This window comes from Streptomyces sp. NPDC048434, from assembly GCF_043200375.1.
GTDB lineage: Bacteria > Actinomycetota > Actinomycetes > Streptomycetales > Streptomycetaceae > Streptomyces.
In genome coordinates this window covers 22689-35487 of sequence record NZ_JBICXQ010000021.1, presented here as the reverse complement: position 1 = coordinate 35487, position 12799 = coordinate 22689, and the positions used below count along the sequence as shown (strand labels likewise).

At 72.1% G+C, this 12799-nt stretch carries 10 protein-coding genes; 7 read left to right on the top strand and 3 right to left on the bottom strand.

Annotated features, from left to right (window positions below; translation table 11 throughout):
- The first annotated feature begins 468 nt into the window (after positions 1-468).
- From ACGFWI_RS24175 to ACGFWI_RS24160, 4 genes are read left to right on the top strand one after another with little or no spacing between them, the layout of a single operon-like run.
- Positions 469-1455, top strand: a complete 987-nt coding sequence (locus ACGFWI_RS24175; protein ID WP_393908088.1) for an ABC transporter ATP-binding protein — start codon at positions 469-471, stop codon at positions 1453-1455.
- Positions 1455-2183: an ABC transporter permease gene (locus ACGFWI_RS24170; RefSeq protein WP_393908087.1), complete on the top strand. Its 729-nt coding sequence runs from the start codon at positions 1455-1457 to the stop codon at positions 2181-2183. The genes ACGFWI_RS24175 and ACGFWI_RS24170 overlap by 1 nt, the downstream gene beginning before the upstream one ends.
- 6 nt (positions 2184-2189) lie before the next feature.
- Positions 2190-3644 (top strand): sensor histidine kinase, encoded by a 1455-nt coding sequence (locus ACGFWI_RS24165; protein ID WP_393908086.1) that lies wholly within the window; start codon positions 2190-2192, stop codon positions 3642-3644.
- Positions 3641-4246 (top strand): response regulator, encoded by a 606-nt coding sequence (locus tag ACGFWI_RS24160; protein WP_393908085.1) that lies wholly within the window; start codon positions 3641-3643, stop codon positions 4244-4246. Before ACGFWI_RS24165 ends, ACGFWI_RS24160 begins: the two co-directional genes overlap by 4 nt.
- A gap of 38 nt (positions 4247-4284) precedes the next feature.
- Here ACGFWI_RS24160 and ACGFWI_RS24155 read toward each other — a convergent pair whose 3' ends face one another.
- The 3 genes from ACGFWI_RS24155 to ACGFWI_RS24145 form a co-directional block, all read right to left on the bottom strand.
- Positions 4285-5730, bottom strand: coding sequence for an MFS transporter (locus tag ACGFWI_RS24155; protein ID WP_393908084.1), 1446 nt, complete (start codon positions 5728-5730; stop codon positions 4285-4287).
- A 323-nt stretch (positions 5731-6053) separates the two neighbouring features.
- Complete coding sequence (locus ACGFWI_RS24150) at positions 6054-7250, bottom strand: lipid-transfer protein (RefSeq protein ID WP_393908083.1); 1197 nt, start codon at positions 7248-7250, stop codon at positions 6054-6056.
- A 34-nt stretch (positions 7251-7284) separates the two neighbouring features.
- On the bottom strand, positions 7285-9471 hold the full coding sequence (locus ACGFWI_RS24145; RefSeq protein ID WP_393908082.1) for an acyl-CoA dehydrogenase: 2187 nt from the start codon (positions 9469-9471) through the stop codon (positions 7285-7287).
- Between the two features lie 554 nt (positions 9472-10025).
- On the opposite strand from ACGFWI_RS24145, the gene ACGFWI_RS24140 reads away from it, so the two are divergent.
- From ACGFWI_RS24140 to ACGFWI_RS24130, 3 genes are all read left to right on the top strand, one after another.
- Positions 10026-10685 (top strand): class I SAM-dependent methyltransferase, encoded by a 660-nt coding sequence (locus tag ACGFWI_RS24140; RefSeq protein ID WP_393908081.1) that lies wholly within the window; start codon positions 10026-10028, stop codon positions 10683-10685.
- Positions 10686-10704: 19 nt separating this feature from the next.
- Positions 10705-11655, top strand: a complete 951-nt coding sequence (locus ACGFWI_RS24135; protein ID WP_393908080.1) for an N-acetylmuramoyl-L-alanine amidase — start codon at positions 10705-10707, stop codon at positions 11653-11655.
- 212 nt (positions 11656-11867) lie between these two features.
- Complete coding sequence (locus ACGFWI_RS24130; protein ID WP_393908079.1) at positions 11868-12737, top strand: DUF5336 domain-containing protein; 870 nt, start codon at positions 11868-11870, stop codon at positions 12735-12737.
- The last annotated feature ends 62 nt before the right edge of the window (positions 12738-12799 follow it).

The following is a 12799-nucleotide window of genomic DNA, read 5'->3' as shown; positions in this document are numbered from 1 at the left end:
TCCGACTGCGCACATGTCGCACTTCTAGAACGCGTTCTAGCCGATGGCTCTCATGTATAGCCGATCCGCCCGGCACCCGGAAGACCTCTGACACTTTGTCAGATACGGGTCCTGGCGGGGCTTCCGATGCAGGTCCCGACGGGGGTTCCGGTCGGGGGCCGGCCGGGTCCGGTGCGGGGTCGTGGCGGGTTCCGGTGCGAGTCGTGGCGGGTTCCGGTGCGGGGCCGGCGGGTTCCGATGCGGGGCCGGCAGGTTGCGATGCGCGTTCCGATGAGGGTGCGATACGGGTGGGCGGCGTCGGCGCGCTGACATACCTCACACCGGCTCATGACATACGTCCCGCAGCGCCCTGACATACCTCGTGCCCACCCATGACATTTGTCAGGGCGGATCACACACATTCGCCACTGCCGCGGCTCGGCAACTCTCCGTAATGTCGTAGGCATCGGACGAGAGGCGGGGGTGGGCATGACGCGGACGGACAGGCGGGGCGGCGGCGCGGTGGACACGACAGGCGGCGCTGCGGCGGTGGCGTTCTCCGGGGTGACGCGGAGTTACGGCGCGGTGCGGGCCGTGGACGGGCTCCAGCTGGAGATCGCGGTGGGCGAGACGGTGGCGCTGCTCGGGCGCAACGGCGCGGGGAAGTCCACCACCCTCAACATGCTGCTGGGGCTGCTGCCGCCCAGTGCGGGGTCGGTGCAGCTGTTCGGAGACACCCCGGAGACGGCGGTGCGGGCGGGCAGGGTGGGCGCCATGCTGCAGGACGGCAAGGCCATTCCGCGGGTGACCGTCCGCGAACTGGTCACGTTCGTCGCCGCCACGTACCCCCGCCCCATGGAGGTCACCGAGGCCCTGGAGCTGGCGGGCCTGGGCGAGTTCGGCGGGCGGCGGGTGGACCGGCTGTCCGGTGGGCAGGCCCAGCGGGTCCGCTTCGCGGTGGCGCTGGCCGGCAACCCCGCACTGCTGGTGCTCGACGAGCCGACCGCGGCGCTGGACGTCGAGGCGCGCCGCGCCTTCTGGCGCTCGATGCGGGCCTATGCCCGCCGTGGCAACACCCTCGTGTTCTCCACCCACTATCTGGAGGAGGCGGATGAGCACGCCGACCGGATCGTGGTGATAGACGGCGGCCGGGTGGTCGCCGACGGCAGCGGCGAGGCGATCAAGCGGCGGGCGGGCGGCTCACTGGTCTCCTTCGACCTCGCGGGCGCGGCGACCGAGCCGCTGCCCGGACTGCCCGGTGTGAGCGCCGTGGAGGTCCGTGGCGACCGCGCACTGCTGCGCACGACGGACTCCGACGCGACGGTCGTGGCACTGGCCGGGCTCGGACTCGTCCGCGCGCTGCAGGTCACCCCAGCCAGCCTGGAGGACGCCTTCCTCACGCTCACGTCCGGCAACACCGCCCCCCGCACCCCGGCGTATGCCGCCTCCACCCGGTCCGCGAAGGAGCTCGCGTGATGCTCGACTACATCCGCCTCGAAGTGCGCCGCACCCTGCGCGACCGGGGCTTTGTCATCTTCGGTATCGGGATGCCGGTGCTGATGTATGTGCTGATGACCAACATCGGCGCGGGCCCCGGCGGCGCCGGCATGGAGTGGAAGACCGCGTCGATGGTCGGAATGGCCGCGTACGGCGCGCTGGGCGCGGCGATCGGCACGGGCACGGGCGTCGCCGAGGACAAACAGCTCGGCTGGCTGCGGCAGCTGCGCATCACCCCGCTGAGCCCGATACGAGTGGTCGTGGGCCGTGGGCTGACCGGCTCGGTGACGGTATTGCCCGCCATCGCCTCCGTGCTGCTGGTGGGCGCGCTGGTCAACGACGTCCGGATGCCGGCCTGGCAGTGGGCCGCGCTGGCCGGGCTGCTGTGGATCGGCACCGCGCCCTTCACCCTGCTCGGCCTCGGCAACGGCTACCGCCTCTCCGCGCAGTCCACCGGCGTGGTCAACACGGGCTGCATGCTGCTGCTGTCGATCATCGGCGGCCTGTGGTTCCCGGCCGAGCTGTTCCCCGGCTGGCTGCGCTCACTGTCCGCCTGGACCCCCGGCAACCGCTTCGCCGAGCTCGGTCAGAGCATCACACAGGGCGGCGCACCGGGCCTGGGCACGGTAGCGGTGCTGGCAGCCTGGCTGGCACTCTTCGGCGGTTACGCGGTGTACGCGTACCGTCGGGCCGCACGAACGGTGTGATCGGCGATGGTGCAGACCGGGGAAGAGAACGTGCAGCACACGAAGCAGCAGGCCGCCGGCGAGGAAGCACCCGGCGGCGCTGAGGGCGCCGACGGCAGCGAGTGCCGTCCGAAGTGGCCGGGCAGGAAGCCGGACCGCGGTCCGGGCAAGTACGCCTTCCTGCCCTGGCTGCTGATGGGTCTGGGTGCCTTCTCCAACATCATCCAGGGCAGGACGGGCAACCCCTGGCTGGCCGGTCTCGGCCTGCTCGCCTTCAACTCCGTCTACATCACCGTCGTCTGGTCGTCGTTCAACCCGCGGCTGCGGGACTCCCGCCATCCGCTGTACGCACTGGGTCTGCTGACCGCCATCACCTTCACCATCGCCCTCGGGTTCGGCGGCAACTGGTTCCTGTTCTTCCCGCTGCTGTCCCTGGCCTCCGGCACGGTGCGTGCCCTGCGCGGCAAGAAGCTCGCCTTCTGGCTGATCACGCTCAGCGGCATGGCCGGGTATCTGACCGGCGGGCAGGGTGACCGCCCATGGGGCTCATTCGGCATCGGATACGGCACGTTCCTGTCCGGCATGGTGACCGCCACGGTCCTGAACCTGTTCGACACCATCCAGGAGCTGAACACCACCCGCCAGGAACTGGCCCGCAGCGCCGTCGAGAAGGAGCGGCTGCGCTTCTCCCGCGATCTGCACGATCTGCTGGGGCACACCCTGTCCGTGGTGGTGGTCAAGGCCGAGGCGGTCCGCCGGCTGGCCCCGCGCAATCTGGATGCGGCCCTCGCCCAGGCCGCCGATATCGAGGCGGTCGGCCGGCAGGCGCTGACCGAGATCCGGGAGGCGGTCACCGGCTATCGCGAGGGCAGCCTGACCACCGAGCTGGACCGGGCCCGTTCGGTGCTGGAGGCGGCCGGCATCGAGCCCGTCGTACGACAGGCGGGGCCGCCGCTGCCCCCACAGGCCGGCGCGCTGCTGGGCTGGGTGGTCCGCGAGGGCGTCACCAACACCGTCCGGCACAGCGGCGCCACCCGCTGCGAGATCGGCGTACACGCCGACGAGGAGCGGGTACGGCTGACGATCACGGACGACGGCCGCGGTCCCGTGAGCTCCGGCGCTGCCGCGGCACCGGGCGTGACCTGGCTTCGTGACCACATACCGGGCGGACGCGAAGGTGACCCCGCCGGCGGCCCGGCGAGGGACGGCGTGCACGGTACGGACGAGGCGAACGGTACGGAGGGCACCAGCGGCCCGGACCGTACGCGGGGCGCCGACGCCGCCGATGCCGTGGACGCTTCGGCGCTGTCCGGAAGTTCGGGGCCCGTGGGCGGCACCGGGCTGAGGGGGCTGGCCGAGCGCCTGGCCGCGGCGGGCGGCACACTGCACAGCGGACCGGACGGCCGGCGCGGCTTCCGTGTCACGGCCGAGCTGCCGGTCGGCGCGGGCGATATGGCGGATGTGGAGGAGATGACCAGGTGATCAAGGTCCTGCTGGCGGAGGACCAGGGAATGATGCGGGGCGCGCTGGCGCTGCTGCTCGACCTGGAAGCGGACATGCAGGTCGTGGCCCAGGTCGCGGCGGGCGACCGGGTAGTCGCCGCCGCCCTGGACGCCCGCCCCGACATCGCCCTTCTGGACATCGAACTCCCCGGCCGCAGCGGCCTGGACGCCGCGGCCGATCTGCGCGCCCAGCTGCCGTCCTGCAAGGTGCTGATTGTGACGACGTTCGGCCGCCCCGGCTATCTGCGCCGCGCGATGGAGGCCGGGGCGTCCGGCTTCCTGGTGAAGGACGGCCCGGTGGAGGATCTGGCGGCGGCGATCCGCCGGGTGCTCGCCGGCGAGCGGGTCATCGACCCCGGCCTCGCCGCGGCGGCACTGAGCGCCGGACCCAACCCCCTGACCCAGCGCGAGCGCGATGTCCTCACCGCCGCCGTGGACGGCGCCACGGTCGCCGATATCGCCGGCAAGCTCCACCTCTCCCAGGCCACCGTCCGCAACTACCTCTCCGCAGCCATCGGCAAGACCGGTACCCGCAACCGCATGGAGGCGGTGCGGGCGGCGCGGCAGAACGGCTGGTTGTAGCGGGGGGAAAAAACGGGCCGGCGTGGCCCGCTGCCGGCTCAGCCGTGCGCGACGTCCGCCCGTCGCCGTGGCAGCGCGAGGACCATCAGCGCGATGCTGCCCAGCAGGATCACCGAGCCGACGTGGAACGCCAGACCGTAGCCGTCCGCCAGGGCCTTCAGCCCGTGGCCTGCCTCGATACGGGATGCGGCGATGGTCGACAGCACCGACAGGCCCAGCGCGCCGCCCATTTGACGGGAGGTGTTGATCAAGCCGGAGACCAGCCCCTGGTCGGCGGGGTCGGCACCGGAGGTGGCGATCGCCGCGATCGGCGTCGCGGTCAGGCCCGCGCCCAGCGCCATCAGGATGCCGGGCCCGAGGATGGTGCCGAGGTAGGTGCCGTGGACGTCCATCGCGCCCTGCCACGCCATACCGGACGCGGAGATCACCGCACCGGTGACCGCCAGGGTCTTGGCGCCCAGGCGGTTCATCAGTCGCGGTGCGATCTTTGAGCCGAGGACGATGGAGAGCGAGTGCGGGATGAAGGAGAGCCCGGCCTCAAGGGGCCGGTAGCCCAGCACGTTCTGCGCATACAAGGACAGGAAGTACCACATGGAGAACATCGCGGCGCCCGCCAGCACCATCGCCCCGTTCGCCGAGTAGACCGAGCGCAGCCGGAAGAGACCCAGCGGCATCAGCGGAGCCTTGGCGCGCGCCTCGACGGCGAGGAAGGCCGCGATCACGACCAGCCCGGCGGCCAGCGGAAGCAGCGCGGAGGCCGACGTCCAGCCGTCCGTCTCGGTCTGCACGATCCCGTACGCCACCAGCGCGAGCCCGGCGGTCACCAGCAGCGCCCCGGGCACATCGAGCCGCCGCCCGGCGCCCTGCCGGCTCTCGGTGAGCCAGAGCACCGCGCCGGCCAGCACCAGCGCCCCGACCGGGACATTGATCAGCAACACCCAGCGCCATGACAGATATTCGGTGAGCACCCCACCGACCAGACCGCCCACCGCGCCACCGCCCGCGCCGACCGCCGTCCAGGTCGCGATGGCGCGGGTACGGGCCGGGCCGGCCGGAAACGACGTGGTCAGGATCGTGAGGGTGGCCGGCGAGAGCACAGCGGCGCCGACGCCCTGGATCGTCCGGGCCACAATCAGCTGCCACGGCTGCTGGGCCAGCCCGCCGCCCAGGCTCGCAAGGGTGAACAGCGCCAGCCCGAGAACGAAGATCCGCTTACGGCCGAAGATGTCGGCGGCCCGGCCGCCGAGCAGCATGAAGCCGGCGAACGTAATGACGTAGGCGTTGACGATCCACTGCAGGCCCAGCTCGCTCAGGCCCAGGCCGGTCCGTATGGCGGGCATCGCCACATTCACGACGGAGACGTCCAGGACGACCAGGAACTGCCCGGCGCACACCAGCAGCATCACCAACCAGGCCGGTGCGGCCATCCGTCGCGTGGTTTCGGGCAAGGTGGCCGGGGCGGCTATCGGCGGCATGCCGCCCATGCTCGCATTCGCCGCTTGAATCCCGCATCGGTATATCGGTGCACGGGCCACCTGTCCGGAGACCTAGGTCGTAAGACGGAGCGGGGTGGGGTGGGATGGGGTGAGGTGGGAGTGGGGGCGGGCCGTAGGGGGTGGAGGTGGCGGGCCCGTAGGGGGCGACAAGGCCCCCAGCAGACCAACTACCCACAAAAATAGCTTGGTTACCGCACCAGCCATGGCCCCGGGTACCGCATCGGGCGACGGCCGGTAGCGCAACGGGCGACGACTGGTAGCGCATCCGGCAAACGGTCCTCCCGCGCCCCCCCCCCCCCGGCCCTGCGGTGTCACCCCCTGCGCAGCAGCGTCACCACCGCGGCCCCGCCGAGGCCGATGTTGTGTGCCAGGCCCACCCGGGCGCCGGGGACCTGTCGCTCGCCCGCCGTGCCGCGGAGCTGCCAGACCAGCTCGGCGGTCTGCGCCAGCCCCGTCGCGCCCAGCGGATGCCCCTTGGAGATCAGGCCGCCGGACGGGTTGACCACCCAGCGGCCCCCGTAGGTCGTGGCGCCGTCGGCGACCAGCTTCCCCGACTCCCCGTCCGCGCACATGCCCAACGCCTCGTACGTCAGCAGCTCATTGACCGAGAAACAGTCGTGCAGCTCGATGACGTCGACGTCCTCGATGCCCAGGCCACTGGCCGCGAACACCTGGCGGGCCGCGGCCCGTGTCATGGGCTTGCCGACGGCATCGATGCAGGAGCCGGAGGAAAAGCTCTCCTCGGTGTCGGTCGTCATGGCCTGTGCGGCGATCTCCACCGCCCGGTCGGCCAGGCCGTGTTCGCGGACGAACCGTTCGGAAGCGACCACGGCCGCGGCCGCGCCGTCGGAGGTCGGAGAGCACTGCAGCTTGGTCAGCGGCCGGTGGATCGTCTTGGCGGCCAGGATCTCCTCGACCGTGTAGACGTCCTGGAACTGGGCGTTGGGGTTGTGGGCGGAGTGCCGGTGGTTCTTCGCGCCGACCGCGGCGAGCTGTTCGGCGGTGGTGCCGTGGCGCTCCATGTGTTCGCGGGCCGCGTTGCCGAAGATCTGGGCGGTGGGCGGGGTCATCTCGAAGCCGTGGGCGGCGGCCATCACCCCGTAGTGGCGGGCCACCGGGGAGGTCTGGAAATCTCCGCTGTCCGCTCCCCCGCCCAGCGCGCCCCGCTTCATCTTCTCGAAGCCGAGCGCCAGGACACAGTCGTTGATCCCGGCCTCGACGAACTGGCGCGCCATCATCAGCGCGGTCGAGGCGGTCGCACAGTTGTTGTTGACGTTGTAGACGGGGATGCCGGTCAGACCCAGTTCGTACGCGGCGCGCTGGCCGGCCGTCGAGGCCTGGTAGCAGAAGCCGACCGGCAGCTGCTCGACGGCCTCGTAGCCGATCCCGGCGTCCGCGAGCGCCTTGCCGCCCGCCTCCTTCGCCATGTCCCAGTACTGCCACTCGCGGGTCTCGGGCTTCTCGAACTTCGTCATCCCGACGCCGACGAGGTACGCCTTGCCAGCCATGCATGTCCTCCTGGAAGTGGCCGGATCCGGGGAGTCAGATCAGGGGGCGGGGCTCCGGGTCCCGGGGCAGGCCGAGCAGCCGCTCCGCGACGACGTTCAGCTGCACCTGGGTGGTGCCGCCGGCGATGGTCAGACAGCGCGACATCAAGAAGCCGTGCAGCGCCCGTTCGCCGGCCCCTTCGCGCACCGCGCCGTCCGGGCCGAGCAGCTCCAGCGCCAGTTCGGCGACCTTCTGCTGGTGCGGGGTCTGCACCAGCTTGCGGATGCTGGCGCCGGCCCCCGGTTCCAGGCCCGACACCTGCTGGAGCGTGGTGCGCAGTCCGATGCAGCCCAGGGCGTGTGCCTCGGCGGCCAGCGCGCCCACCCTCGCGCGCACCGACCCGTCCCGTTCCGCGGCGCGGTCGATGAGCTCTTCCAGACCGGTGTCGAAGGTCAACTGGTCGGCCATGTGGACGCGTTCGTTGTCCAGGGTGGTGCGGGCCACCTTCCAGCCGTCGTCGACCTCGCCGACCACCGCGTCGGCCGGCAGCAGCACGTCGTCGAAGTAGACCTCGTTGAAGAGGGCGTCGCCGGTGATCTCCTTCAGCGGGCGGATGTCGATGCCGGGGGTCTTCATGTCGACGACGAAGAAGGTCAGTCCCTTGTGCTTGGGTGCCTGCGGATCGGTGCGGGCGAGCAGGATGCCGTGGCTCGACCACTGTGCCGCCGAGGTCCACACCTTCTGCCCGTTGATCCGCCAACCGCCGCCGTCCACCCGCTCGGCGCGGGTCCGCAGGGAGGCCAGGTCCGAGCCGGCCTCGGGTTCGGAGAACAGCTGGCACCACAGCAGATCGCCGCGCAGCGACGGCAGCAGATAGCGCTCCTGCTGTTCCCGGGTGCCGTATGCGATCAGCGAGGGGACCACCCAGGTGGCGATGCCCAGATCGCTGATACCGACCCCGGCGGCGGCCAATTCCTGCTGGATCGCGAGCTGCTGTACGGGGCCGGCGCCCAGTCCGTAGGGCGTGGGGAGGTGCGGCGCGGCATAGCCGGCGGGGGCGAGTGCGCGCCGTGCGGCCGCGGGGTCGAGGCCGCGTACCCCGTCGATGACCGTGCGGGCCGCGGCGCGGTAATCCGCCGCTTCGGCGGGGAGTTCCAGGCGCAGCGCGCGCCGGGCGCCGTCGGCTCCGTATCGGGCGGCGCGCAGCCGGTGGGTGTCACCGCTGCCGAGCAACTGGCGGGCCACGGTGGCCCGCCGCAGATGGAGATGGGCGTCGTGTTCCCAGGTGAAGCCGATGCCGCCGAGGACCTGGATGCAGTCCTTGGCGCAGCTGACGGCGGCGTCCAGGGCGGTCGCGGTGGCCAGCGCCGCGACCAGGGCGCGGACCTCGGCCGGCTCGTGCAGCGCGCGGGCCGCGTCCCAGACCAGGGCGCGGGCCTGCTCGCAGCGTACGAGCATGTCGGCGCAGAGGTGTTTGACCGCCTGGAACTGGCCGATCGGACGGCCGAACTGCTCGCGTACCTTCGCGTGTTCCGCGGCGGTGTGCAGCGACCATGCGGCCGTCCCGCAGCTCTCGGCGGCGAACAGTACGCCGGCGGTATCGCGGACGAGGTCGCTGTCGACGGCCAGCAGCCGCTCGCCGGGTACCGGCACGCCGTCCGCGCTCACCTGCGCGGTCGGCCGGGTCGGATCGGCGCTCTCCTGGACGCGTACGGACAGCGTCCCGGCGTCGACGGCGAGCCAGACGGTGTCCGTGGAGGTCTGTGCGGCGAGCACGATCAGATCCGCGTCGGCGCCGGCCAGGACCGGGGGCGCGGTGCCGTCCAGGACGTAGCCGTCGGTGTGCGCCGTGGCGGTGAGGGTGCCGGGGCCGAGGGCGACGGCGGCGATGCGCTCGCCGTTGGCCAGGGCCCTGACGAGGGGCCGGTGGGCGCCGCCGCGGTGCAGCAGTTCGGCGGCGAGTGTGGTGGGCAGGTACGGGCCGGGGAGCGCGGCGCGGCCCAGCTCCTCCAGCACGACGGCGAGGTCGAGCAGTGCGCCGCCACCGCCGCCGTCGGCCTCGGGGAGGTGGAGCCCGAGCAGTCCCTGCGCGGCGAGCTGGTCCCAGTACGGGGGCCGCCCCTGTTGCCCGTGCGCGGTGTCGAGCAGCTTGCGCACCTCTTCGGGCGGCACGGCCCGGGCGGCCCAGCCCCTCGCCGCCTCGGCCAGGTCACGGTGTTCCGGTGTGATTCCGATGCCCATACGGGGCAGACTAGAACACGTTTCATTCTGACGGAAGGTCAGAACGGGGTACGGCAAGGCCCGGCGTTTCGGGGTGCGGGGCATGCGGAGCCGCCCGGAGCTCACGCCCGGGACACGGCACGCGTACGCACAGGACCCGGAGAGCGCCCCTCCCCTCCGCCACCCTTCCCCGTCCCGCGGCGGCAGTCCGTCCCGGCCCGGAGCCCGTCCGGGATTCCCCGGGGAACGGTTCGGCTGCGTACAGGAAACGGTCCGGTGAATTCCGGTACGAGTCGCCGGACGACGTCGCGAGTCGCCATTCCCTCCCGGCCGGCTCCCCGTACGCGAATTCGCTACTTTCGGGCATCAGGGAAACGACCGACGATAAAACGCCGGGAACAGACAGGAAACCGGCGGGAACCCGGCGGGAACCGACAGGAACAGCCAGGTTCCCGACGCACGGAAAGAGGAACCCCGTTCCGATATCCGAATGCCCGGAAGGGGAGACCCGCACATCGCCCGCCCCGCCCCGTACGGCACGATGAGCCCCTGACCGCACCACCAGGAGGAAGCCCATGTCCGCTCCCACGGCTCCGACCGCCCCGCAGCCGGAGATCCTCGCCGCGTTCGAGGCGGCGAAGGGCTTTATGCCCGTGGACGAGGGCCTCGCGCTGTACGCGGCGGCGGCAACGGCGGCGACGCTCGGACTGCCGCTGGTGGAGGTCGGCACATACTGCGGCCGGTCCACGATCCTGCTCGCGGACGCCGCCCGCGCCGCCGGGGTCATGGCCGTCACCGTCGACCACCACCGGGGCAGCGAGGAGCAGCAGCCCGGGTGGGAGTACCACGATCCGACCGTCGTCGACCCCGAGGTCGGCCGGATGGACACCCTGCCCGCCTTCCGCCGCACCCTGCACGCCGCGGGTCTGGAGGAGCAGGTGATCGCCCTGGTGGGCCGCTCACCGCAGGTCGCGGCCGTCTGGCAGGCGCCGGTGGGTCTGGTCTTCATCGACGGCGGGCACACCGACGAGCACGCCACCGCCGACTACGAGGGCTGGGCGCCGCATCTCGCACCCGACGGGCTGCTGGTCATCCACGACGTCTTCGCGGACCCGGCGGACGGCGGCCAGGCCCCGTACCGCATCTACCGCAGGGCCCTGGAGTCCGGCGCCTTCACCGAGATCTCGGCCCACCGGTCGCTGCACGTACTGCGGCGCACCGGGGCCGGCATCTGAGCGGGCTACGATCGCCGACGTGTCGAACGGCAGCACTTTCCCTCCGCACCGCCGCCTGCGCGGCATCCTCCTCGTCGTAGTGGCCGCCGTGGTGGTCGTCGGCCTGGGGGGCTGGCTGGTCTGGCGGTCGTCGGACGCCGGCGGCGAGCCGCCACGGGCCGGGCAGCCCGCACCCGGCCGGTCGCCGGGACACGGGGCCGACGGCGCGGCCGGAGGCGGCGGCGCCGGACACGGCCCGGGCGGCAAGGACGGCGGCCAGGGCTCCGGCGGCGACCCCGGCAAGGGCACTCCGCGCGGCAGCCTCAAGGGCAAGATCGTGGTGATCGACCCCGGCCACAATCCGCACAACCGCGATCACGGTCAGGAGATCGCCCGCCAGGTGGACATCGGCAACGCGCACAAGGAGTGCGATACCACTGGCACCTCCACCAACGACGGTTACGCCGAGGCGTCCTTCACCCTCGACGTCGCCCGCCGCACCCGCACCCTCCTCCAGGACGCGGGCGCCAAGGTCGTGTTCACCCAGGACGGCGACCGCAAGTACGGGCCGTGTGTGGACGAGCGCGCCGCCATCGGGAACAAGGCGCACGCCGATGCCGCGCTCTCCCTCCACGCCGACGGCTCGGGCGCCGGCAACCGCGGCTTCCACGTCATCCTCCCCGCGCGCGTCACGGCCGGCCCGGCCGACACCGCCGCGATCGTGGGGCCCTCGCGGCAGCTGGGCGAACGGCTGGCCGGCCGGTTCCTCGCGGTCACCGGAAGCGCACCGTCCAATTACATCGGCCACGGCACCGGACTCGACGTACGCTCCGATCTCGGCGGCCTCAACCTGTCCACGGTGCCGAAGGTGTTCATCGAGTGCGGCAATATGCGCGACCCGAAGGACGCCGCGCAATTGACCGACGCCAAGTGGCGGCAAAAAGCGGCCCGTGGGATCACCGAGGGCATTACGGACTTCTTGACGCACTGACCGGACCATCGGACCACGGCCCGAAACCCGCCCGATACCGGCTCCGATACCGGCTCCGATACGTCGCGCCGATAGCGCGGGGAAACGAACAGGACGGCCCACAGGATTCGGCGATAGGTTCCCCTTTACGATGGGTGGCCACCGCCGTGCCTCGCACTGCGCGCACCGCGACAGCGACGACCGGACCCACGAAACCGACAAAGGACCCTTACGTGAACATCCGCTCCCTCACTCGAGGCGACGGCGTGGTGATCGGAGCAGCGGTGTTGCTGTTCATCGCCTCGTTCCTCGATCTCACCGGCGGCCCGGACTGCTCCGGCCAGCTCGCCAAGTTCTGCGATGCCCAGGACTACTCCGGCATCAATGCCTGGAGTGCGCTGAACACCCTCATGAGCGTGTACCTGGCCGGGGTGATCGGCGCGGCAATCATCATCGTCAGCCGTACGCTGCCGCAGTCGCAGCCGCGCAAGGTCGCCGGTCTCGACCTCGCCCAGTTCGGCGTCGCCCTCACCGTCTTTGCGGCCTGGACGGCGTTCTGGACCATCCTCTCCGCCGCCAGCGCCGGCGCAGGCCTGATCATCGGCCTGATCGCCGCCCTGATCCTGGCCGGTGGCGCCGTCGCCGCACCGCTCGTCCCGGCGCTCAAGGTCGCCCTGGTCGGCACCCCGAAGCCGCAGGCCGCCCCCTACGGGGCGGGCCCCAACCCGGGTTACGGCTACCCCGGCGCCCAGCAGCAGGCGGGCCACGGCTACGGCTACCCGGGCGGCCAGCAGCAGCCCCAGCCCGGCCAGCCCTACGGCCAGCAGGCACCGGCCGACGCCACGGCCGGCGCCCAGGCAGGAGTCGCCCCCGCGGGCGCGACCCCCGCAGCCGGGTCCCCCACGGACTTCGCCCCGTTCTGGTTCGCGGTGCCCGTCGCGCGACCGCTGTACGGCGAGGACGGCTCGCCGTCGCCGATCGCCGAACTGGCCCCCGGCACCTGGTACCTCGCGGTGGAGCAGCGCGGCCAGGCCCTGATCGCACAGACCCAGGACGGCCGTCGTGGCGTCCTGCAGGACACCACCGGCATCCAGCGCGGCTGACACCGGACGCACAGCGGTCCTTCCGCGGCCCCTCGCCCTCACGGGCGGGGGGCCGTTGCGCT